The sequence below is a fragment of the Bifidobacterium italicum genome, assembly GCF_002286915.1.
Classification (GTDB): Bacteria; Actinomycetota; Actinomycetes; order Actinomycetales; family Bifidobacteriaceae; genus Bifidobacterium; species Bifidobacterium italicum.
In genome coordinates, this window is sequence record NZ_MVOG01000005.1 from 248,031 (window position 1) to 271,615 (window position 23,585).

Annotated in this window: 19 protein-coding genes and 1 tRNA gene; 15 read left to right on the forward strand and 5 right to left on the reverse strand. The window is 66.5% G+C overall.

Features of this window, described 5'->3' with window-relative positions:
* Positions 1 to 116 precede the first annotated feature (116 nt).
* Positions 117 to 725: a hypothetical protein gene (locus B1400_RS02505; protein WP_095612876.1), complete on the reverse strand. Its 609-nt coding sequence runs from the start codon at positions 723 to 725 to the stop codon at positions 117 to 119.
* 188 nt (positions 726 to 913) lie between these two features.
* Positions 914 to 1,795: a patatin-like phospholipase family protein gene (locus B1400_RS02510; protein ID WP_095612877.1), complete on the reverse strand. Its 882-nt coding sequence runs from the start codon at positions 1,793 to 1,795 to the stop codon at positions 914 to 916.
* 137 nt (positions 1,796 to 1,932) lie between these two features.
* On the opposite strand from B1400_RS02510, the gene B1400_RS02515 reads away from it, so the two are divergent.
* Entirely contained in the window at positions 1,933 to 2,556 is a 624-nt protein-coding gene (locus B1400_RS02515) for a TetR/AcrR family transcriptional regulator (protein ID WP_235607275.1), read from the forward strand.
* Positions 2,557 to 3,067: 511 nt separating this feature from the next.
* On the opposite strand, the gene B1400_RS02520 is transcribed toward B1400_RS02515, so the two are convergent.
* A tRNA-Lys gene (locus tag B1400_RS02520) sits at positions 3,068 to 3,140 on the reverse strand.
* Positions 3,141 to 3,214: 74 nt separating this feature from the next.
* On the opposite strand from B1400_RS02520, the gene B1400_RS02525 reads away from it, so the two are divergent.
* On the forward strand, positions 3,215 to 4,750 hold the full coding sequence (locus B1400_RS02525) for a C69 family dipeptidase (RefSeq protein ID WP_095612921.1): 1,536 nt from the start codon (positions 3,215 to 3,217) through the stop codon (positions 4,748 to 4,750).
* Here the strand turns inward: B1400_RS02525 and B1400_RS02530 are convergent.
* On the reverse strand, positions 4,722 to 5,471 hold the full coding sequence (locus B1400_RS02530) for a TetR/AcrR family transcriptional regulator (RefSeq protein WP_095612879.1): 750 nt from the start codon (positions 5,469 to 5,471) through the stop codon (positions 4,722 to 4,724). The genes B1400_RS02525 and B1400_RS02530 overlap by 29 nt on opposite strands.
* A 62-nt stretch (positions 5,472 to 5,533) precedes the next feature.
* Between B1400_RS02530 and ftsY the strand changes: the two genes are divergently transcribed.
* The 12 genes from ftsY to B1400_RS09465 all read left to right on the forward strand — a co-directional run bounded on the left by ftsY (position 5,534) and on the right by B1400_RS09465 (position 20,882).
* Positions 5,534 to 6,916 (forward strand): signal recognition particle-docking protein FtsY, encoded by a 1,383-nt coding sequence (ftsY, locus tag B1400_RS02535; RefSeq protein WP_095612880.1) that lies wholly within the window; start codon positions 5,534 to 5,536, stop codon positions 6,914 to 6,916.
* A gap of 228 nt (positions 6,917 to 7,144) precedes the next feature.
* Entirely contained in the window at positions 7,145 to 8,437 is a 1,293-nt protein-coding gene (locus tag B1400_RS02540; RefSeq protein ID WP_095612881.1) for an ammonium transporter, read from the forward strand.
* A gap of 3 nt (positions 8,438 to 8,440) precedes the next feature.
* Positions 8,441 to 8,779, forward strand: a complete 339-nt coding sequence (locus tag B1400_RS02545; RefSeq protein WP_024541425.1) for a P-II family nitrogen regulator — start codon at positions 8,441 to 8,443, stop codon at positions 8,777 to 8,779.
* Between the two features lie 127 nt (positions 8,780 to 8,906).
* Positions 8,907 to 10,730, forward strand: a complete 1,824-nt coding sequence (locus B1400_RS02550; protein WP_095612882.1) for a [protein-PII] uridylyltransferase family protein — start codon at positions 8,907 to 8,909, stop codon at positions 10,728 to 10,730.
* Between the two features lie 579 nt (positions 10,731 to 11,309).
* Positions 11,310 to 12,866: a hypothetical protein gene (locus B1400_RS02555; RefSeq protein ID WP_095612883.1), complete on the forward strand. Its 1,557-nt coding sequence runs from the start codon at positions 11,310 to 11,312 to the stop codon at positions 12,864 to 12,866.
* Positions 12,867 to 13,002: 136 nt separating this feature from the next.
* Positions 13,003 to 14,379 carry a replicative DNA helicase gene (gene dnaB, locus B1400_RS02560; RefSeq protein WP_095612884.1) on the forward strand — a complete coding sequence of 459 codons (1,377 nt, stop codon included), beginning with the start codon at positions 13,003 to 13,005 and terminating at the stop codon, positions 14,377 to 14,379.
* 1 nt (position 14,380) lies between these two features.
* Positions 14,381 to 15,841, forward strand: coding sequence for a Mur ligase family protein (locus B1400_RS02565; protein WP_095612885.1), 1,461 nt, complete (start codon positions 14,381 to 14,383; stop codon positions 15,839 to 15,841).
* An 11-nt stretch (positions 15,842 to 15,852) separates the two neighbouring features.
* On the forward strand, positions 15,853 to 16,602 hold the full coding sequence (locus tag B1400_RS02570) for a type 1 glutamine amidotransferase (RefSeq protein WP_095612886.1): 750 nt from the start codon (positions 15,853 to 15,855) through the stop codon (positions 16,600 to 16,602).
* A 78-nt stretch (positions 16,603 to 16,680) separates the two neighbouring features.
* The gene (locus tag B1400_RS02575; RefSeq protein WP_095612887.1) at positions 16,681 to 17,046 is read left to right on the forward strand and encodes a phasin family protein; all 366 of its coding nucleotides are present in this window, start codon (positions 16,681 to 16,683) and stop codon (positions 17,044 to 17,046) included.
* A gap of 88 nt (positions 17,047 to 17,134) precedes the next feature.
* Positions 17,135 to 19,153: an ABC1 kinase family protein gene (locus B1400_RS02580; protein WP_095612888.1), complete on the forward strand. Its 2,019-nt coding sequence runs from the start codon at positions 17,135 to 17,137 to the stop codon at positions 19,151 to 19,153.
* An 84-nt stretch (positions 19,154 to 19,237) separates the two neighbouring features.
* Complete coding sequence (locus B1400_RS02585) at positions 19,238 to 20,305, forward strand: glycerophosphodiester phosphodiesterase family protein (protein WP_095612889.1); 1,068 nt, start codon at positions 19,238 to 19,240, stop codon at positions 20,303 to 20,305.
* 385 nt (positions 20,306 to 20,690) lie between these two features.
* Positions 20,691 to 20,882, forward strand: coding sequence for a hypothetical protein (locus B1400_RS09465; RefSeq protein ID WP_133064591.1), 192 nt, complete (start codon positions 20,691 to 20,693; stop codon positions 20,880 to 20,882).
* A gap of 614 nt (positions 20,883 to 21,496) precedes the next feature.
* On the opposite strand, the gene B1400_RS02595 is transcribed toward B1400_RS09465, so the two are convergent.
* Complete coding sequence (locus B1400_RS02595; protein WP_095612891.1) at positions 21,497 to 22,435, reverse strand: NAD-dependent epimerase/dehydratase family protein; 939 nt, start codon at positions 22,433 to 22,435, stop codon at positions 21,497 to 21,499.
* Between the two features lie 247 nt (positions 22,436 to 22,682).
* Here B1400_RS02595 and upp point away from each other — a divergent pair, with 247 nt between their 5' ends.
* Complete coding sequence (gene upp, locus B1400_RS02600) at positions 22,683 to 23,324, forward strand: uracil phosphoribosyltransferase (RefSeq protein ID WP_095612892.1); 642 nt, start codon at positions 22,683 to 22,685, stop codon at positions 23,322 to 23,324.
* Positions 23,325 to 23,585 lie beyond the last annotated feature (261 nt).

A 23,585-nucleotide genomic window follows, 5' to 3' on the forward strand; every position in this document is an offset into this window, starting at 1 on the left:
GTACTGCCGTATTGGGCGGATTGGGGGCGGTGGGGGNGGGGATGGGAACGCCGCGCGGGCGGGGCGCGGCGTTGGGGCGGTTTGCAGTGTGGTGAGTTTTTGCAGTGCGGTGCGATTTACAGGTTGAGGAGGTCACCGTACCACACGTAGCTGCTCTCCTTTTCGGAGTTGGAATCGGAATCGCTGGAGTCGTCCGAGCCGTTGCGGTCGGACTTGTCGGAATCGCGCGAATCCGATCCGTCACGGCCCTCGAGACGTTGACGGTTGCCGCGCATGCCGCGGCCGCCTTCAAAGCCCCGCATATCCATGCCGCCCATGTCGCCCATGTCGCCGCTGCCACCCATGTCGCCGCCTTCGCCGTCTTCGGGCATCAGTTGCTCGAGCTGCTCGTCGGTGCTGTGCGCGAACGGTGCCATATGGCGCCCGGACTGGCCGGAATCGTGCAGCGCGTTCGTGATCGCGCTGCCAGCGACGCCGGCGCCGAGACCGCAGGCGAGGCTGATGCCGACGATGAACGCCGTCATCTTGCCACTCAGCTTGTCATGGATGCGCGTGGTCGCGCCGTTCTGCGGCGGCGTCGGACTCGCCGTGTACATCGGTGTGGCCGGACGCTGCGTGAAATCGTAGTTGTATGCCTTCGTCGAATCGACCGGCTGCTGCGCGACCGTCGGCGTCTCGTCCGCGTTCGTCGCGGTGTTCTGGATGTCGTGATCGTGATTCGTCATGATGGTCCTTCATGTGATTCGATGCGCGTGCACATGCAACGCGCGTTTGCTGACGGAACCATCTCAGTCGATAATTATTGGACATCGCTTGACGCCGGATTGCAAACGGCTTCGGAATCGCTGAAAGCCCACTGAAAACACGGATTCTTCACATTTTTCTGCGCTGTGCATGCGCGCGGATGCCCACCTCAGGCGGCGAGAAAATCGGCGATTGTCGCACCGTCCGCAAGTCCCATCCGGTAGAGACGCCCGATCGCGTCGGCGTCGCGGGTGAGTGTGCTCATGCCGTCGATCGACTGCGGCGCGACGATGCAGGCTTTGCCGGCGCGCGCGAGCCGCTCGACGAGGTCGAGCTCCTCGTTGTAGGACGGCGCGCGGTGGGCGAGTGCGCGCGCCGCCTTCGGGTAGCGCAGCCGCAGCAGCGTCGAGCTGCCGGAGTCGTGCGAGGCCTTGCGCCGGAAGTCGCGTGGCCGCGTGAGGATGACGACGACTTTGTCGCAGCCGTCGGCGAAAGCCTGTCGCACCGGAATCGGATCGCTGATCGTGCCATCGAAATACGGGGCGCCGTCGATGACGTACGGGCGGTCGATGACGGGCAGGCACGCGGTGGCCTTGAGCGCATCGTAGCCGTCCTGCCGCATATGCTCCGGGCCGAAATACTCGGGGGTGCCGCTGAGCGCGTTCGTCGCGGTGATGCGATACGGCACGCCGCCGCACGTCAACGCGTCATAATCGAGCGGATCCTCGCCGCTGGCGTTCATCAACGTGCCGTAGATGTAGTCGAGGCCGAGAAACGAGCCGGTGCGCAGCAGATTGCCGACGCCCATGTATGCGGGGCGCGACGAGTAGTCCGCGTAGAAACGGAAGGCGCGCCCGCGCTGCCCGGCGAGATACGACGTGACGTTGGCGGCGCCGGCGGAGACGCCGAGCCCGTAGTCGAAACGCACATCGTGGTCGAGGCACCAGTCGAGCACGCCGGCGCCGTACGCGCTGCGCAGGCCGCCGCCGACGTCGATGACGCCGATTTTCGGACGCGCGGCGGTGATGGCGGCGGACGACGAACTCGACATGGGCACCCTTTCGACGAACTGCGGGCCGCATACGACCCAAGTGACTACCCATTCAAATGCGTCGACGGCGCGTTCAGGCGAGAGGAGGGCTGCAAAAACGACGAAAGTGTCCACCGTCGTCGTCTATGCTGACGGCGATGACGGAAACGAATCCGTATGCGGATGTGCTCGAGCTGACCCATCCGCCGACGCAGACGCCGGCGCGGCGGCAGATCGAACGCGCGCTCGTCGACTGGATGCACGACACCGGCAAAGGTGCCGCCGAAATCACCGTCTGCGCGCTCGCGAAACGCGCGTTCGTCGCGCGCAGCACGTTCTACAAGAACTACGCGCACGCCGATGCCGTGCTCGACGTCATCGAACAGCGCATCCTCGCCGAGCTGTGCGACGCCGGCGACGCGATGCGGGCGCTCGCGCGCGGCGGCGCGTCGGCGACCGAATCCTATGACGCCTTCGTGCGTGTGCTGCACCGGCATGAGGATGAATTTCGACTGCTGCTCGTCGAGTTGCCGTCGGCGCGTTTTGCCGATCGATGGAAGCGCATGCTCGGCTACCACTTCTGGGAGCGGCTGTTCACCGACGGCGCCCGCGAGCAGCGGCTGCGTCCGTCGACCGTCAACCGCGCGCTTGTGCTTGAGATGATCGCGAGTGCGTTCATCTCGGGCGTGCGTTTCTGGCTGATGACGCCGGAACGCGTGGAGATCCCCGAAATCAAGGCGTTGATTCTGCGGCTGATTCGCGACATTGACGAGGTGTGGTGAGCGCACGGGTGTGCGCGTGTGCGCGTGCGGCCGCCTGCTGTGCGCATATCTCGATAGTTTCCGGGAAGTGTCGAGATATGCGCGGACGTCCGGCTTCGAATGGGGGCAAGATGTGCGTTGGTGTGCGGTTCGTGTGCAAAAGCGTGCTGTTGGACTGGGGTCATGGTTGATGTTGTGCAGTTGCGCCGATAGGCGTCATGGGGCTGCCGGCGTCGGATTGCAGCTTGGGCGCATAACTCGATAGTTTGAGGGAAACCTCGAGCTATGCGGCGCCGGGGGCTGGGACAGGTGGCGGGATGATGATGGGTGAGCATGAGCGGGGCCGATGGGGCGCTGGCGCCGTCGATGGGTGAGACGCGATGGATGTTTGGGGCGGGTTGGCTGGGCTGTAGGGGTTTTATCGCTGAATGTGCACCCAAAGTGCACTCAAACAAGGGTGCGGACTGCCGGCGCCCGGATATGGTGAAGGCTCTGAATCGTTGGGATTCCAACGGTTCAGAGCCTTGCTCGGTACCCCCCGTGGGATTCGAACCCACAACCCACGACTTAAAAGGACGCTGCTCTAACCGTTGAGCTAGAGGGGCAACAACCTGCAATTATACATTGCCGGATTGATTTCGCAAATCGCCGGCGCGGGACTTCGACTAGCATGGTCATCATGTCTTGCACCACATTGTTAGTCGGAAAATCAGCCAGCATCGACGGTTCCACGATCATCGCGCGCAATGACGACTCGGGCAGCGGCGCCTACGACCCGAAGCGTTTCGTCGTCGTGGCCCCGGAGGACCAGCCACGCGCTTACGCCAATGTGGCGGGCACCTTCCGCATCGAACTGCCCGACGACCCGTGCCGTTACAGCATCGTGCCGAACGTGCGCGACAACCGCGGCATCCTCGCCGAGGCCGGCGTCAACGAGCACAACGTGGCGATGAGCGCGACGGAGACGATCAGCGTCAACCCGCGCGTCCTCGCCGCCGACCCCTACGTCAAGGCGGACAAGGACGGCGTCGGCGAACAGGTCAGCGGATTCGGCGAGGAGGACGTCATCACGCTCGTATTGCCGTACGTCGCGACGGCGCGCGAGGGCGTCGAACGGCTCGGCGCGCTGCTCGAGGCATACGGCACCTACGAGTCGAACGGCATCATCATCAGCGACGTGGACGAGATCTGGTACGTCGAGACGATCGGCGGCCACCATTGGATCGCGCGCCGCGTGCCCGACGACTGCTACGCGGCGGTGCCGAACCAGCTCGGCATCGACGTCCTCGACTTCGACGACGCGTTGAGCGAACGGCGCAACAACATGTGCAGCGCCGATCTGCGCGAGTTCATCGACGCCCACCATCTCAACCGCGCGATGGCGTCCGAGAACAACAGCCCCGCGCACTTCGACACGCGGGGCGCCTTCGGCACGGCCACGTCGAAGGATGCGATCTACAACACTCCGCGCGCGTGGTGCATGCAGCGACACCTCAACCCGTCGCATGATTGGGACGGCCCGGACGCCGCATACCGGCCGGACTCGCAGGACCTGCCGTGGTGTCGTGTGCCGGAACGCAAGGTGAGCGTCGAGGACGTGGCCTTCCTGATGGGCTCGCATTTCGACGGCACGCCCTACGACCCCTACGGCACGACCGGCACGGCGGAAAGCCGCCACCGCTACCGCCCGATCGGCGTCAACCGCACCGGCCACATGGTGTGCATGCAGATCCGCCCGTACGTGCCCGAGGCGAACCGTGCGCTCATGTGGATCTCCTACGGCTGCGGCACGTTCACGGCGCCGGCGCCGTTCTACGCGAACGTGACCGACACGCCCCCGTTCCTGCGCGACACCGAGCCGGTGCACGCGTCGACCGACTCGCTGTACTGGATGAACCGCCTCATCGCCGTCATCGCCGACGCCCACTGGTTCGACACGAACGGCGAGATCGAGCAGTACATCGAGGACGTGCTGTCCTACGGCCTCAACCTCGTCGAGCACACCGACGCCTCGCTCGCCGAGGACGCGGACGCGCTCGCCGACGACGCCGCCGGCGAACGCCGCGCGGCCGTGCGGCTCGCGCTCGCCGACGCGAACGGGACGATGGCGACGTGGCTGCGCGGGCGCACGCAGACGCTGCTCGACCAGGTGCTGTACACGTCAAGCAACCTGATGCACAACGCGTTCAGGATGTCGGATCACTGGATGCAGTGACCGCGTCGTCGGCGCCGTCGTCAGATTCCCCGGATTCCTCGGACGTCGGCGCCGACTGCGGCGCGTCCTTCGCCGCGCGCTCGCGCTCCCTGTGCGCCTTCCCGCCTTCGAAGCGCAGCCCCGGCTTCGCCTCCATGCGCGACAAGCCGTTCCATGCGAGGTTCACGATGAGCGCGGCGAGCTGCTCCTTGCTGAGCTTGCGCTGATCGGCCCAGTACTGGCCGGTGTACACGGTCATGCCCACGAGCATCTGCGCATAGTACGGCGCATGCTTCGCCGGCAGCTTCTGGCGTTTGAACCATTCCTCGAGGATCTCGCCGACGCGCGTGGAGACGTCGCCGAGCAGCGATGAGAACGAACTCGTCGGATCGGTCGTCGGCGAATCGCGCACGAGCACCTGGAAGCCCTCGGCGTTCTCCTCGATGTAGGTGAGTAGTGCGAGCGTCGTGCGCTCGACGATCTGGCGCGGATGGATGTTCTCGCCGGACAACGCCTGGAACAGCGCGTCGTTGAGCGCGCGCATCTCGCGGTCGACGACGACGGCGTACAGTCCCTCCTTGCCGCCGAAATGCTCATAGACGATCGGTTTGCTGACCTTGGCGGTCGCGGCGATCTCCTCGACGCTGACCGCCTCGAAGCCCTTGGACGCGAACAGCGAACGGCCGATGCGGATGAGCTGTTCGCGGCGCTGATACGACGACATTCTGGAAGCGTTTGCCATACCGCGTATTCTTTCACGTCCTCTTGATTGGCCGTGTCCGTTGAGTTTCTTAGGCTGAGGCTATGGATACGAACACCGTGTACGGCATCATCGCCGTCGTGGTCATCGCCGTGCTGTTCATCGTGGGCGGCATCTGGGCCGATCGGTCACGCAAGAAGAGAATCAACAAGGCGCAGGAGGAAGCCAAGGCGAAGGCCGACGCACGCCTCGCCGCCGAACGCGAACGGGCGCAGGCCAAGGCCGCCAAGACGCCGGCCGAACAGGTCGCGAAGCCCGAGCATCCGCAGCCGAAGAAGGTCCCCGAGCCTGAGGAGGCGGGGGAAGAGGCCGCCGAGGAATCGCACGAGTCGACCGTCTCCGAAGCGGCGGTCGTCGAGGAGGAGACGGTCGAATCGGCGCCGGCCACTGAGGAAGCGGTCGCCGAGACCGAAGCCGAGAACGTCGAGGAGGAGGCTGCCGTCGGCGCCGTCGTCGAGGAGACGCCCGCGACGTCCGAGGAGCGGACCGAGAAACCGGTCGGCAAGAAGGGGCGCCTGCAGCGGCTGCGCGAACGGCTCTCCAAGTCGAGCAACCCCTTCGGCAAGGCGCTGTTCAACATCCTCGCGAAGGACCATCTGTCCGAAGCCGATTGGGAGGACGTCGAGGACACGCTGCTGCTCGCCGACGTCGGCGCCGAGGCGAGCGAGGAGCTCGTCGAGCAGCTGCGCCGCGACGCGCGCGTGACCGGCGAGACCGATCCGACGCAGCTGCGTGAGGCGTTGCGCGCCGAACTGCTCAACCTCGTCGGCACCGACGTCGACCGCCGTCTCGAGGCGGAGAAGCCGATCGCGAGCACGCCGAGCGTCATCATCATGGTCGGCGTCAACGGCACCGGCAAGACGACGACGACCGGCAAGCTCGCCCGCCTGTTCGTCTCCGAGGACAAGAAGGTCATGCTCGGCGCCGCGGACACGTTCCGGGCGGCCGCCGCGGACCAGCTCGAGACCTGGGGCGCGAAGGTCGGCGTGCCGGTCGTGCGTTCGGACAAGGACGGCGCAGACCCGGCGTCGGTCGCCTTCGAGGCTTCGGCGAAGGCGAAGGAGACCGGCATGGATGTGCTCATCATCGACACGGCCGGCCGTCTGCAGAACAAGGCGAACCTGATGGACGAGCTCGGCAAGATCCGCCGCGTCACCGAGAAGAACCTGCCGGTGGCCGAGGTGCTGCTCGTGCTCGACGCGACGACCGGGCAGAACGGCATGACGCAGGCGAAGGTGTTCGCCGAGGCGATCGGCATCACCGGCGTCGTGCTCACGAAGCTCGACGGCTCGGCGAAGGGCGGCATCGTCATCTCGGTGCAGAAGGAGCTCGGCGTGCCGGTCAAGCTCGTCGGCGTCGGCGAGGGGCCGGACGACCTCGCGCCTTTCGACCCGGAATCGTTCGTCGACGGCATCCTCGGCGAATAATCTGCGCGCCTTCGACGACGGAACGGGGCATGAACCGCACGGTTCATGCCCCGTTCCGTCGTTCCACGGCGTTTTACACTTTCGTAACGCGGCGAAACATACTCAACATCGATGGGGCGTTCCATATGGCTTGTGAGCCCCGCCCGGGGCTGCAACGCAAGAGAGTCGCCCGCCGTTTCCTTCGGCGGACAAGGCAAGACAAGAAACATATGAGAGGGAGGTGGCCGTATGGGACAGCTTGATTCCGGTAATGCCGCGTGGATATTGACGAGCGCATGCCTGGTGTTCCTTATGACACCTGGTGTTGCATTCTTCTACGGCGGCATGGTCCGCGCCAAGGCCGTGCTGAACATGATGATGATGGAGGCCGCGGCGCTGTCCGTCACGATCATCATCTGGGGTCTGTGGGGCTGGTCGATCGCCTACGCCGGCCATTCGATCGGCGGCGTCTTCGGCGATCCGGCGACCGGATTCCTGCTGCGTGACACGATGGTCGCGCAGGACGGCGTCTTCACGTCGGCGAGCATGAACGGCAACAACTATCCGGCTTCGGTCGACGTCGGCTTCCAGGCGGCGTTCGCGATGATCACCGTCGCGCTCATCTGCGGCGCGATCGCCGAACGCGTCAAGTACAGCACATGGATGATCTTCGTCGCGCTGTGGATCACCTTCGACTACGCGCCGATGGCGCACATGGTCTGGAACGGCGGCCTGCTGTCCGCCGACGGCCCGATCTCGCAGGCGATCGGCGCGGCCGCGCACGACTTCGCGGGCGGCACCGTCGTCCACATCAACGCCGCCGTCGCGGCGCTGATCATCGTATTGATCATCGGCAAGCGCAAGGGCTTCGGCACCGAGCCGATGCGTCCGCACAACGTCCCGTTCGTCATGCTCGGCGCGTTCCTGCTGTGGTTCGGCTGGTTCGGCTTCAACGCCGGCTCCGCCTTCGCCGCGAACGGCACCGCCGGCTACGCCTGGGTCTCCACGTCGCTCGCCGCGGGCGCCGCGATGCTGGCGTGGGGCTTCACCGAGAAGATCCGCACCGGCCACTACACGGCGATCGGCGCCGCCTCGGGCATCGTCGCAGGCCTCGTCGCGATCACGCCGGCCGCCGACGTCGTCTCCCCGATCTGGTCCATCGTGCTCGGCGCGATCGCCGGCATCGTGACCTGCCTCGCCTGCTCGCTCAAGTACAAGCTCGGCTATGACGATTCGCTCGACGTCGTCGGCGTCCACGGCGTCGGCGGCCTCATCGGCACCGTCGCGCTCGGCTTCTTCATGCAGGACACCGGCCTGTTCTGCGGCGGCGACTGGCGTCAGCTCGTCGTGCAGATCGTCATCGCCCTCGTCGCGATGGCCTTCTCCGCCGTCATCACCACGATCATCGCCTTCGGCCTCGAGAAGACCGTCGGCTGGCGCGTGACCCAGGCCCAGGAGATCGGCGGCATCGATCTGGCCGATCAGGGCGAACGCGCATACGATTTCGCTGGCACCGCCAGCTCCGTCATCAAGGAGATGTGAGTCATGAAGCTCATCACCGCAATCATCCAGCCGTTCAAGCTCGACGACGTCAAGGAGGCCCTCGCGGCCGCCGGCGTCCACGGCCTCACCGTCTCCGAGGCGAACGGCTACGGCCGTCAGCGCGGACACACCGAGATCTACCGCGGCGCCGAATACACGGTCGACCTGATCCCGAAGGTCCGCGTCGAGGTCCTGTGCGACGACGCCGACGCCGAAACGCTCGTCGACGTCATCATCAAATCCGCCGGATCCGGCACGATCGGCGACGGCAAGGTCTGGGTCGCCCCGCTCGACATGGTCGCCCGCGTGCGCACCGGCGAAACGGGATCCGCGGCCATCTGAGCCCGACGACGAACCATGTGACACCCAACGGACGGCCTCCGCTGCACGACGTGCGCGGGGGCCGTCCCCATATCGCGCCATCCGCAGTCCGGCGGCGGCTGCACGGCGCAATCAGGAGGAATCGACGATGACGACGGCAGTCGACGATCTCAAGGAACGGATGCTCGCGCTGAGCGCGCCGGACGCGGACGGCGTGCTGCGCGCCGGCGCCGGGAAACGCACGGCGCGCACGGCGCTCGCGATGGACGCCCTGGCCCGGCTGTGGGACGAGGCGCGCGCGGCCGTGCCGTTCGACGTGCCGTCCCGCGGCATCGGACTCGCGGCGGTCGGCTCGCTTGCACGCGGACAGCTCGGACCGTGCTCCGACCTCGACCTCGTGCTCATCCACGACGGCCGGGCGCTCACCGGCGCGCGGCTCAACGAATTCGCGAACAGGTTGTGGTATCCGCTGTGGGACGCCGGCCTCGACCTCGACCATTCGGTGCGCACGCGCGCGCAATGCGAATCGGTGACCGACGCCGACCTGCCGGCGGCGATGGGCTGGCTTGATGTGCGGCCGGTCGCCGGCGACGCCGCACTTGTCGGAGACACCGCCGTCTCGATCCTCGAGAGGTGGCGCAAGGCCGCGCGCAAACGGCTGCCGGAGCTGCTCGACTCGGCGAGGACGCGCCTCGAGCGTTTCGGCCGCATGCCCTACGTCAACCAGCCCGATATCAAAGAGTCGCGCGGCGGCCTGCGCGACGTCGTTCTCACGGCCGCGCTGTCCGCGTCGTGGCTTGCCGACCGTCCGCACGGCCGCTACGACGCCGCCGTCGAACGGCTGCTCGATGTGCGCGACTGCATCCATCTGGCCGCGCGCCGGGACACGAATCTGCTGCTCGCGCCGTATCAGGCGCCGGTCGCGGCGATGCTCGGCCTCGCCGACCCGACGCTGCCCGAGGACGAACGCGCGGCGACGTCGATCGACGACCTGCTCACATTGCTCGCCCGGCTCGGCCGCGCGATCGCGTTCTCGCTCGACGCGACGGCCGCGCGCGCCGAGCACACGCTCGTCCATGAGCAGCCGCGGTTCTCGTTCTTCCAGATCATGCATCCGCGCGCCGGCGGCAAACGCGAGGCGCCGAAGTTCGAGCTGCTCGCGCCCGGCGTCGCGGTGCACGAGCAGGAGGTCGTGCTCGCGCCCGGCGTCAACGCGTCGAAGGACGGCGGCCTGCCGCTGCGTGTGGCCGCGGCCGCCGCCGAACGGGGACTGTCGATCAACACGTCGACGCTCGCGAACCTCGCGAAGTCGCCGATCCGCTACACCGACTGGGACGACGGCGCGCGCGCCGCCTTCATCCGCCTGCTCGCGAGCGGCGACCGGCTGCTCGACGTCTGGGAGGAGCTCGACTTCGTCGGCATCCCGAACCGCTGGATGCCCGAATGGGCGGCGATCCGCAACCGGCCGAGCGCGTCGGCGGCGCACCGGTACACGATCGACCGTCATATGATCGCCGTGACGTCGCAGCTCGTGCGCGGCTCGTACGACGACGAACACTACGCGGCGCTGCTGCTCGCCGGGCTGCTGCACGACATCGGCAAGCGGCCGCGCGTCACCGACCATGCGCGCGAAGGCGAGCGGCACGCGCGCGCCGTGCTCGAACGGATGGGCTTCGATGCGCGGATCGTGCATATGTCGACGCTGCTCGTGCGCGAGCATCTGATCCTGTCCGAGTTCGCGACCTCCCGCAACCCCAACGATCCGAAGGTCGGCGAGGAGCTCGCGGCGCGAGTGGAGGACGATTCGACGCTGCTCGACATGCTGTTCGACCTGACGAAGGCGGACATGTCGTCGCTCGGGGCGACCTCCGGCGAGCAGATCTCCGGGCAGGTCGGATGGAGCCGATGGAGTGCGCAGCTCGTCACGGCGATGGCGGCGAACGCGCGCGCGGCGATCAACGGGCGCGGCTGAACGGACCGGGGCATGGCGCTGCCTGCGTGGAAAGCTGTGACCTATAGCACAGATCGTTGGCGCCTGCAAATCGAAAGAGCGTGGATCGGGCGGTGGTCGCGTGTGTATCCCCAAGTTATCCACAGACTTATCCACCGAATGTGGATAACCGAAACGGTAATCCACCATAATCCACATGGTTATCCCCAAAATGTGGATAAGTGGGGGTGCACCGCGAAGAAGTTGTCCACAATGCCGCCCCGCGCGAGTCGTTCCACTGAACGCTGAACGTCGACAGCGACGATTACGGACATGGCCGATGCCGATTCGGCATCGGTGCAGGGTCCGGCGGCAACGACCGGGCGGTCGCCGGCGTCCGCGGCGCCGCAGGGACGGAGGGGACGGCCGCTGACGGGCATGCCGGACGCGCAGGCCGATGCGCCGCCGTCCGTCCACATCGGCGGGGGACCCCGTGGAACACGCGCGGACTTTCCACATTTCCACACCCTTGCGCCGGGCGCTGGCGCCCGGAGGCCCGATGCGGCACAGTGGCTGGAACACCGGTGCGGACCAACGAGATTCCACGGACAAGGAGGACAGATGTCCACAACAGCTGACCCGGGCGCCCACGGCGCGACGCTCGCACTCGACTCACAGGGGTTCCTCGAGGAGCTCGTCGAACTGCGCGCATTGTTCGACGACCACATCGTCAACGCCGAACGCATCGTCGTCGACGAGAAGGACACGCCGCAGGGGCGTATGCTGGGCACGATCATGCCGCCGGCGCCGGAACGCCTGCTGGAGCTCGGCGAGGACCTCTTCGGCGCGTCCTGCTGGCCCGTAGAACTGTGCTCGGCAGCCGAGATGGGCGACGGCGCCTTCATCGACCACTGCAGGGCCTTCCTGACGCATTGCGAGTACGTCGTGCGCCGCCACGGCCTCGGCTACTGGCTGTACGAGCGCATGGAGCAGGCGCGCATGGCCTTCGCCACGGACCGGCCGGTCGACGAACTGCCGCTGCACATCCGCGCGACCGACGCCAAAGGCCTGGCCAAACGCTTCGGCGGCCGCGACAAGCGCCGCTTCGGCACGAGGAGGCAGCGTGGCGAGGACAGCTTCGAGTACTACCGCATGACGCGTTCGATGGCGTCGCGCAGCGTCATCCGCTGGGGCGGGGCGGGGATGCCCGCGGCGCGCGTCGCCTACACGTTGCTCACCGACGGCACGCTCGGCGGCGAACTGCTGCTGCAGGACACGGCGCCGGACCACCGCTTCCGCAACGAGGCGCAACGGCGCGCGCACGAGGACGCGATGGACATCCTCCACACGATCGAAGGGCTGCGGCTGCAGGCCGACGCCGAATACGAGCAGGCGCTCGCCCGCGGCGACGTGCATGTCGCGATGCCGGACCGCACGAGCGACGACGAGGACATCATGTGCACGTCCTACCAGTATTTCGCCTACCATGTCGGCATCGCCGAGGCGCTCGCCCGCGCCCGGGCCGGCGAGGCGTGGCGCGAGGAGGACATCGAACGGTACGTGCAGGCCAAGCCGTGCGTCTCCGCGCTCGAACAGCGCATCGACCGGCGGTTCCTGTACGACGTGCAGCAGCTGCGGCAGGCCGTCGAGGAACTGTGGGGGTGCAGGCCCGCGCTCGTCGAGGCGCTCTTCGCGTCGCCGCAGGCGCGCGAGGAGGAGATGCGCAAACCGCTGTGGCGCAACATGATCTACCTCAACGACGTCGCCGGGTCTCTCCTCGGCGCGATGATGCGCAACCAGCTGATGGGCGCGCTCGCGACGCATGACGGGGAGCTGCTGCGGACCTCGTTCAGGAGCCTCGACTCGATCTGCGCGATGATGCGGGACATCGGCACGCTCGCGATGCCGATGCTGCTCATCGACGAGCATGAGATCGACTATGAGCGGTTGCACGACGCGTCGCGCCAGGAGCAGACGCAGATGCTGCGCCACTACTGTTCGATCCGCGACGCGGCCGTGGCCATATGGCTCGCGCGTATGCCGTGGAAGGACGATCCGACGCTGCGCGAGGCCACGCTCGAACTGTTCGGGCCGTCGACGCTCGCCTTCTCGCGAGCCGTGCTGCCACGGCTCGAACGGGAGCTCGAACTGCCCGGAACGATCGGCGAGGCCTGCTGAGCCCGGCGCCCGAAGACCCGTCCGGACGCGACACTCCGTGCGAAGGCCCGACACGCGTTCATGCGCGGCCCTCGCGCGGAGTGTCGCCGTGAGGGGGCCTTCTGCGGTGCGTCGGCCTTCCATATAATCGACTGTTATGGCTGAAGGATTCAACAGGAACGACAAGAACGACATGGCGTTGTTCGATCGCGTGCCGCCGCACGACGACGACGCGGAGATGGCGACGCTCGGCGGCATGCTGATGGCGAAGGACGCGATCGGCGAGGTGACGCAGACGCTCGAGGAGGCCGACTTCTACCAGCCGAAGCACCAGACGATCTACAAGGCGATCATCGACCTGTTCTCCGCCGGCGATCCGGCCGACGTCGTGACCGTCGCGAACCGCCTCGACGACGCCGGCGATCTCGAGAAGGTGGGCGGCGTCGACTACCTGCACGACCTCATCGGCTCGGTGCCGACGGCCGCGAACGCCGTGTACTACGCGACGATCGTGCACCAGCGCGCGATCCTGCGCAACGTCATCGCCGCGGGCACGAAGATCACGCAGCTCGGCTACAACGCCGAAGGCTCGCAGGCGCAGGAGGTTGTCAACCTCGCCCAGGCCGAGATCTACGAGATGAGCATGGGCAAGGTGCATCAGGACTACACGCCGATCTCCACCGCCGTCGAGGCGACGCTCAAGCAGATCGACCGCATCCAGAAAGGCGAGATCGAATCCGGCATCCTCACCGGCTTCCGCGACATCGACTCGGTGACGAAGGGCCTGCAGCCGGGCCAGATGGTCGTCGTCGCGGGACGCCCGGCGATGGGCAAGTCGACGCTCGGCGTCGACTTCGCGCGCGCCGCCGCGCTCCACCAGCATCTGACGACCGTCATCTTCAGCCTCGAGATGAGCCAGATCGAACTGTCCCAGCGCATCATCTCCGCCGAGACGAACATCCCGCTCTCGGCGATGCGCAACGCCGACGACATCGACCCCGGCCGCTGGAACGTGCTCAACAACTTCTTCATCAAGCTCAAGGACGCGCCGCTGTTCATCGACGATTCGCCGAACATGAGCCTGATGGAGATCCGCGCGAAATGCCGACAGCTCAAGCAGAGCGACGACCTCAGACTCGTCGTCATCGACTACCTGCAGCTGATGAGCTCCGGCAAGCAGGTCGAAAGCCGCCAACAGGAGGTCTCCGAGTTCTCGCGCGCGCTCAAACTGCTCGCGAAGGAGCTCGAAGTGCCGGTCGTCGCGCTCTCGCAGCTCAACCGAGGCCCCGAGATGCGCAACGACAAGAAGCCGCAGCTGTCCGACCTGCGCGAATCCGGCTCGATCGAGCAGGACGCCGACGTCGTTTTCCTCGTGCACCGCCCCGACGCCTACGATAAGGAGGACCGTCCGGGCGAGGCCGACATCATCATGGCGAAGCACCGCAACGGACCGACGGCGACCTTCAACCTCGCGTTCCGCGGACAGTATTCGAAGTTCCAGGACATGCCCCAGGACTATCATCAGGGAGTGTGACATGACGACAACGGCAACAGGCGCGGCGCCGAACACGCCGCCACGCAGACCATGGTGCGCGTTCGCGACGCCGCTGCTCGGCAAGACGGTGCGCTGGGCGTCGCGCGTCACCCATCACGGCGGCAGCGCGTTCCCCGGCAAGGTCGTCGAACGGGTCGACCCGACGTTCCTGCGCCGCACGCTCGCGCAGCTGCCGCTCGGCGTCGTCCTCGTCTCCGGCACGAACGGCAAGACGACGACGACCCGCATGGTCGCGATGATGCTCGAATCATTGGGACTGCGCGTCTTCACGAACCCGACCGGATCCAACTTCACGCGTGGCGTCGTCTCCGCGCTGCTCAACGAGGTCACGATGGGCGGCCGCATCGACGCCGACATCGCCGTCCTCGAACTCGACGAAGCCTACGCCGTGCAGTTCGTCGCGCAGGTCAGGCCGCAGTACGCGCTGCTGCTCAACGTCATGCGCGACCAGCTCGACCGCTTCGGCGAGATCGACAACACGGCGCGGCTGCTCGCGCGCGTGGCCGAGGCGACGACGCGCGCCGTCGTCCTCAACCGCGAGGACCCGCGCATCGCCGCACTCGCCGGCCTCGCGCCGGTCGACACGCGCGCGTCGTACTTCGGCCTGTCGCGCGCGCTGCGCCGCTACTTCCCGACCGACGACGACATGGCGACGACGGTCGCGCTCACCGCCGCCGCGCCGGGGGAGCCGCCCACGACCACCGCGCACGTCACGCCCGCCGACGTCATGCTCACGGCGGTCGGCGACCACCGCGCGCAGATGGTCATCGACGGCCAGGAATACGAGTCGGAGGTCAAGCTCGAAGGCGTCTACAACCTCTACAACGCGGCGGCCGCGCTCGCCGCCGTGCGCGCCGTCCAGCAGGACCTGCGCAGTCCCGACATGATCGCAAAGGCCGCGTTGACGCTGCCGCAGCCGCGCCGCGACGGATTCGTCATGCGCGCGCAGCGTTTCGCCGGCGCGGACACGGCGCAGCTGCTCGACGCGCTCGCACAGGTGACGCCCGCCTTCGGCCGTGGCGAGGTCATCGACGTGCACGGCTCGCCGACGGAGCTGCTGCTCGTCAAGAACCCGATGGGATTCCGCCTCGCGCTCGCGTCGTTCCCGCCGGACGACGCCGACACGATGATCTGCATCAACGACGAATACGCGGACGGCCGCGACATGAGCTGGCTGTGGGACGTCGACTTCACGAGCCTCAAGGCCGGCGGCGTCGACACCGTCTCCGGCGTGCGCGCCTGGGACATGGCGCTGCGCCTCGCCTACGACGACGTCGAGGTCGGCGTCGTCGAGACCGACCTCGAACAGGCCGTCGCGGCCTTCACGGCGCGCAATCCCGGCCGCCGCAAACACATCTACTGCACGTACACGGCGATGCTCGCCGTGCGCGCGTATCTGGCGAAGATCGCCGACGTCGCCGACGCCGGCGTGGGCAAGTGAAGGAGCGACGCATGGCCAGACCGATCGACATCGTCTCGCTGTACCCGAAGGACATGAACATCTACGGCGATTCCGGCAACGTCCTGACGATCGAACGCCGGCTCGCGCTCTACGGCTATGAGCCGCGCGTCCACGCCGTCAACCAGCGCGACCCGTGGCCCGACCACGCTGACGTCATCCTCGGCGGCGGCGGCCAGGACACCGGCCAGAAAAAGATCATCGACGACCTCTACGCGCGCGCCGACACGTTGCGCGCGCTCGCCGACGACGGCACGCCGATGCTGATGATCTGCGGCCTGTACCAGCTGTTCGGCGACTACTTCGAGACGGTCGACGGCGCGCGGCTCGAAGGCATCTCGATCATCGGCGCGCACACCGTCGGCCGCGACGTGCGCATGATCGGCAACCTCGTCGAGCACAGCGACGACTTCGGCGACGTCATCGGCTACGAGAACCATTCGGGGCAGACCTTCCTCGACGCCGGCGTGCGCCCGCTCGGCACCGTCGCCCACGACGGCATGGGCAACAACGGCGAGGACCACACCGAAGGCGCGCGCGTGCACAACGTCATCGGCACCTATATGCACGGTTCGTTGCTGCCGAAGAACCCGGCCATCAGCGATTTCCTGATCCGCGCGGCCGTCGAACGCCGCTACGGCGGTTTCCGGCCGGAGTCCGCGCCGGCGCAGGGCGAGGAGCTCGCGCGCATCGACCGCGTCGCGGGGCGGGCCCGCGAGGCCGCGCGGCTACGCCCACGCTGAACGCGTCCGGCGCGGCGGAACGTGTAGAGTTGGCACTGACCAATACTTACTCCAACAGGGTATGAGCTGGGAGGCATCATGACCGATTCGAACAACAACATCCCGGACTTCGGCGAAGGCCTGCGCAAGATCTTCCTCGCGGGCGTCGGCGCGATCGCCACGACCGCCGAAAAGGGCCAGGAGCTCGTCAACCGCCTCGTCGAACGCGGCGAACTGACCGTCGAGCAGGGCAAGCAGCTCAACAGCGAGCTCGCGCACAAGGCCGACGACAAGAAGGACTCGCTCAAGGAGAAGGCCGCGCAGGCGTCGCAGACGGTGCAGGACGCCGCCGCCGGACTGCGCAACCAGGCCGCGAAGGCCGTCGACGACCTGACCGACAAGGGCGATGACGCGGCCGAGGCGAAGGCCGACGTCACCGTCGACACCGACGACTCGGATAAGTGAGTCCCCGGAACATCGATCCCCGGCGCGCCGACGCGCGCCATGACGCAATGCGCCGCCCGAGGCGCCGAACCGAAGGCGGTGCATCGGCATGCCCGTGAACCAGCATCCAGACCAGCAGGACGGCACGCCGTCGGACGGCGCCGTGCCGCCCGACGAGCTGCGCCGCTTCGCGCGGCAGGAGCGCCATGAACTGCGCGACGAGGCGCGCGAGGCGCGCCACGAGGAGCGCGAACAGGCGCGCGCCGCGCGCGAACGGCGGCATGAGGCACGCGTCGACACGTCGAAGATCGTCGACCTCGACGCGAAGCTGCAGGACCAGGAGGCGCACGCCGACGGTCCCGCGGCGCACCGGCCGCAGCAGGAACGTCTTCTCGACGCGGAGGAGACGCAGGAGGCCGCGCACATCATCGAACTGCGCGACAAGCTGCCGAAGGTGTCGAAGGACCCCGAGACGATCGGCCTGTTCGGCGCGCACCGCCGCTCCTTCGCCGACCAGTACCATCTGACGCGCCGCAGCAAACTCAAACGACTGCGCCAGATCGGCAAGATCGCGATGCAGTTCGACGCGCTCAAGGGGCTGACGCCGGTCAAGATGCGCCTGATGTTCGAGGCGCTCGGACCGACCTTCGTCAAGGTCGGCCAGATCCTGTCGATGCGTTCCGAGATCCTGCCGCAGTCGTTCTGCGACGAACTGTCGAAGCTGCGCGCCGACGCCGACCCGATGCCGTATTCGATCGTGCTCGAAACGCTCGAATCCGAATACCGCCGCCCGCTCGGCGAAGTGTTCCGCACGATCGACCCGACGCCGCTCGGTTCGGCGTCGCTCGCGCAGGTGCACCGCGCGACACTGCTCAGCGGCGAGGACGTCGCCGTCAAGGTGCAGCGCCCCGGCGTGCGCGTGACGATGGCCGAGGACGTCTCGATCATGCGTTCGCTCGCGCGCGGCGCGACGAAGGTCATGCACAACGCGCAGGTCGTCGACTTCCAGGGCGTCGTCGAGGAACTGTGGGACACCTTCGACGAGGAGACGAACTTCCTCAACGAGGCGCGCAACCTGAGCGCCTTCAAACGCTTCTGCGACGACTTCGCGTACATGGACTGCCCGACGCCGTACGTCGAACTGTGCACCGAGCATGTGCTCGTCATGGAATACATCGACGGCATCCCGATCTCGCACACGCGTGAGCTGATCGACGACGGCTATTCGCTCAAGGAGATCGGCACGAAGCTCGTCGACAACTACGCGTGCCAGATCCTCGACGCCGGCTTCTTCCACGCCGACCCCCACCCCGGCAACATCGAGATCCGCGGCGGACAGATCGTGCTGCTCGACCTCGGCATGACCGGACGGCTCAACGCGTCGACGCGCGCCGCGCTCAAGCAGATGCTCTTCGCCGTCGCCAAGCAGGATTCGGCGCAGCTCGCCGACGCGCTGCTGCGCTTCGCCGGCACCGAGGCCGACCACGCCGACTATCCGTCGCTGCTCGCCGACCTCGACGGCATCATCGAGGAATTCGGCACCGTGAACCTGCAGGACCTCGACCTCGCGCAATTCCTCACGTCGCTCACGCAGATGGCGCGTCGCCACGGCATCGAGATCCCCAGTTCGATCACGACGGTCGGGCGCGCGCTCGTGACGCTCGAAGGGCTGCTCGACAAGTTCATCCCCGACGTCAACATGATCGAGATCATCTCCGAGCACATCGAGCACTCGAAGACAAAGACGCAGGCCGCCAAGGACGAGGTCAGCAAACTCGCGCTCGAAGGCCACGAGGCGCTGCACGGCGCGCTCAGATCGATGAGCGAGGCGAACGTCGCGCTCCACATGCTCACGCGCGGCGAACTGCGGACGAACTTCGAACTCGTCGGCTCCGAGGAGCCGCTGCGGCAGCTGTCGGACATGGTCAACAGGCTCACGATGGCGCTCATCGTCGTCGGACTGTTCATCGGATCGTCAATCGTCTACTATGCCGGCATGAAGCCGATCATCTTCGGCATACCGCTCGTCGGCTTCCTTGGATACGTGGCCGCGTTCGTATTGTCGTGCTGGATCGTCATCGACATCTATCTCAAAGGGCGCGAGCGGCGGCACCGGAAACGCAAGTAGGGCGCCCGCGGCGTCAGTTCGCTGACAGCGCGTGGCGGCGCCCCGGCGTGCACTAGGCTCGAAGGAAGGAACCAAGGAGGAACCATGGCAAAGACGTTGAGGAACATCGTCATCGGCGCGGCGCTCACCGCGGGCGCCGCGGTGTGGGCGACGGCGCCGCGCAGCTTCGGCAACCGCAGGAAGAACTACGTGTCGTCGCTGCCGGAGGTCATGTACGCGCATCGCGGTCTGCACGACGCCGGCTCGGGGCTCAGCCAGCAGTACGCGGGCGAGAGCGGCGAGTACGTGGCGCTCGCCCGTCGCATGGCGATGCAGGCTGGCTACGGCACGCCGAGCGAGGTCGGCCCGATCGCGCCGGAGAACTCGCTCGCAGCCTTCGCGGCCGCCGCCGAGGCCGGATACGGCATCGAACTCGACGTGCAGCTCACGCTCGACAACAAGGTCGTCGTCGCGCACGACCCCGATCTGCTGCGCGTCGCCGGCGACCCGCGCAGGATCGCCGACCTGACCTATGACGAGCTGATGAGGATCCCGCTGTTCCCGACGGCCGCGCCGGGCGCCGAGACGTCGCCGCTGCTGCCGGGCGCGACGGCCGAGGACCCGACGCTCGTCCGGACGCCGGACGAGGCGCCGACGGGGTACTACCAGCATGTGCCGCTGCTCGCCGACGTGCTGCGCGTCGTGGACGGTCGCGTGCCGATCATCGTCGAGTTCAAGTTCGAGAACGTGCGCGACTGGGGCAGCCGCGACGACGCGTTGATGCAGCAGGCTGCCGATCTGCTCGACGCGTACAAGGGCGTCTACGCCGTGGAGTCGTTCAACCCGGCGGCGATGCACTGGTACAAGGAGAACCATCCGAACACGTCGCGCGGACAGCTCGCCGAGGATGCGCCCTTCGGCGGCGCCGACCCGGTCGTGTGGGCCGCCGGCAAGCTCGCGTTCAACTGGATGAGCCGCCCCGACTTCATCGCCTACGATTACCGCAACGGCAGCAGCAAGGCGCTCGCGTTCGCACGGCGCATGGGCGCGCAGGCGGTCGCATGGACGGTGCGCAGCGAGCAGGAGCTCAATGCGTGCCTGCCGTACTTCGACCGCTTCATCTTCGAGGCCTTCGTCCCGGGCGAGACTCCGGCGAGCGCGCTGCAGCTGTAGGCCGCGGTGTGGCGCTTAGTGTGCGGCGCTCTGTGAGGGAATGGCCGAGTGTATGCGCGCGGAATCTGTCGCGCGCATACACCATGCTGTGTGGTTCTTGTTTGAATAGACAATAGATAGCTCATATACAGATGCGATTCAGTCTGGAGCGCAGCCGATGAAGCGCAAAAGAGCTCTTATAGGACTGTTGCTGCTTGTTGTGGCAGTGTGCATATTGGCTGTGACCTATTGGATTATGCATCGGGAGCGACCGAGCTCCGGGGTGCAGCTCTATGTCGTGAATCAGGATGGGCGGCCTCTGCCGGACTGCTTCACGTCTACTGCGCGCCGAGGATATGACGGCCCTGTTACCCCCATGGCTGTAACCACTAATGCGCAAGGTGCCGTGAAGTACGATTTGTCCTACGGGACTTATGATATTGAAATATCATGCCCGGGATATATCTATGGCGAAGCCCATGATAATACAGCGGTGATTGATATCAATCAGCCTCGTATCGTCCGCAGGATTGTGATGCAGGGCGTGTCGGTGCCGACGTTGGGCGAGGAGGTGGTGGACGGGCTGCCACAGCAGTGAATCTCAGCCGGATTGCGCGGTACGGTGCCTGATGTGTATGTCTGACGTGCGGCGGTTCATGGGCGGATTGGTCATGAACCGCCGTTTTTGGGCGGCCTGAGGCCGGAGATCGGTGATCGACTTGCATCTGCGGGGACATGGCGACGCGCCGGATGCGGATCCGGCGAAAACATGTACAATGGTATCCGCGTCGGGCCGTGCATAGCCCCGGGCTCCATTTTTTGCCGCTGCGAGCGGCCTTTGCGCCGACATGGCGCTTTCGCGGTCCGGCGCATTCCTTCTTTTCTTCGTTTTCCTCCCATCGGCCCCTGTATGCCATGTGGTTGTCGGTCTATCCGCCGCTTGCGGGAACCTCCAAGACGCCTTCGGCGCCCTTCGGGCGCGCTTTGCCGACGCCATCTGCGTTGGGGGAGAGCAACTTGTGCGAAACGGCCAAGTACAGGACTCGGCGAGGCGCATAACGGTGCGGTTTTCGGCATGGCATACTCGGCATATTCGCCAAAGAGGCACTCCCTCAACGCAGATACGGTGCCCCGGTCCTGCGATTGGTGTGCTGGGACCCGTTGAAATCTGCTGATCCGGAGGAACGAGCCCCCGGAACGCCGCCTGCCCAATCAGTGGACCGGCTGCGGCTTCTGGGCCGTCTGCGCCAGATGCAGGTCGATGTACTGCGTGTACGGATGCGTGTTCACCTGATCGACGTGGGCGCGGTACCAGTCGTAGGACTCGCACAGGCCCTTGTCCAACGGCGTGACGTCGGGCATGATCTCCTGCTGGGCGTGCACGTCGAGGCTGTATTCGTAATCGTGGAACGGGAAGAAGTTGCGCGGCTCCACATCGTCGACGCTCGCATAGGTCGGCGTCTTGCCGACGGCGGCGTAGCACAGGTCGACCCATTCGCGCACGGTGACGCTGTCCGGATTGCCGACGTTGAACACATGCTGCGTGGGCTGCTCGTCGATGATCTGCTCGAGGAAACGGCACAGGTCGCGCACATGGAAGAACTGCAACCGCATATCGCCGTCGTGCGGCAGATAGAACCGGCGGTCTTCGCGCGCGCAGTCGAAGACGAAGGCCTCGCGGTACAGGTTGTTCATCGGTCCGTACAGGTACGGCGGCCGGACGATGTAGGCGCCGTCCATGCATTGCAGCAGCGCGCGTTCCGCCTCGATCTTGCCGGTGCCGTAATCGCCCCAGAACATGTTGCGGCCGAGCCGCACGCCTTCGGCGAAGGGTTGCAGATTCGTCTCGGGGTAGACGGCGCTCGAACTGATCATGATCGTCGAGCCGACATGCGCATGTTCGAGCGCGTGCGCAAGGTCGAGCACGTCGCGCGCGTCATAGGCGGTCACGTCGATGACGGCGTCGAAGCGTTCCCCGTCGAGCAGATGCCCCAGATCGTGGCGGTCCGCGACGAGCGTGCGCACACCGGCGACAGGCGGGTGCGAGCCGCGGTTGAGCACGGTGACGTCGTCACCCTGTTCCACGAAATGCTTGGCGATGAAACGGCTCACGAAAATCGTCCCACCCGTGACGAGGATGCTGCGTGTCATGCCTCCGACCCCTCTCTTCATGTTGTAGTCGTCCTGTGAGCGCCGCGTCCCACCCCGCGGGGGCACACTGCCCACCAGTGTAGCGGCCGGCGGCATGCGGGACGGCGGCGTATCCGCCTGCTGAGACGGGCGCAGGGGTGTCCGTGATGACGCGGCGTGCATACTCTGTGAGCATAATATGGGGGAGAGGCGCGGATGGACGGCGTGACGCGGTCTTTCGGCAGGGGTCGGGGGTTATGCTGGGGGTATGGAATTGCATGTACTGAATCATCCGCTCGTCGAGCACAAGCTCACCGTGCTGCGTGACAAGAACACCCCTTCCTCGACGTTCCGCGAGCTCGTCTCCGAGCTCGTCTCACTCGAGGCATACGAAGCCACGCGCAACCTCGCCGTCGTGGACAAGCCGATCGAGACGCCGGTCGCGCCGATGGTCGGCAAGGAGATCGCCAAGCCGCGGCCGATCATCGTGCCGGTGCTGCGCGCGGGACTCGGCATGCTCGACGGCATGACGCGCATGATGCCGTCCGCCGAAGTCGGCTTCCTCGGCATGAAGCGCGACGAGGAGCATCCGACGCAGCAGATCACCTACGCGAACCGGCTGCCCGACGATCTTTCGGGACGCCAGTGCTTCCTCATCGACCCGATGCTCGCGACCGGCGGCACGCTCGTCGCCGCGACGCACTACCTCGCCGAGAAGGGCGCGAAGGACGTGACGGCGATTTGCATCATCGCGGCGCCGGAAGGCATCAAATTCGTCGAGGAAAACATCGATCCGAGCATCGACTTCCGCGTCGTCGTCTGCGGCGTGGATGAGGGCCTCAACGACCGCAGCTACATCGTGCCGGGGCTCGGCGACGCGGGCGACCGCCTCTACGGCGTCGTCGACTGATCAGGCCGGATCCGGACGGTTCGGATCCGGATGGGGTGCGCCGGAGACGGCGGATGGCTGAATACGGCGCGCGCCGGAATTCGTACGGGCGGGTGTTCCTCTATGCGGGGACGCCCGCCCGTTGCGTAGTCGCAGATCGGTTTGCGGAGGCGTCCAGGCTCGTCGACGGGGGTCGACGGGTTGGGACGGAAATCGGTCCTTGTGCTTCCGGTTTCGTCGAACTGGTCGATGGGTCGGGATGGAGTGTCCGGGTTTGTCGAT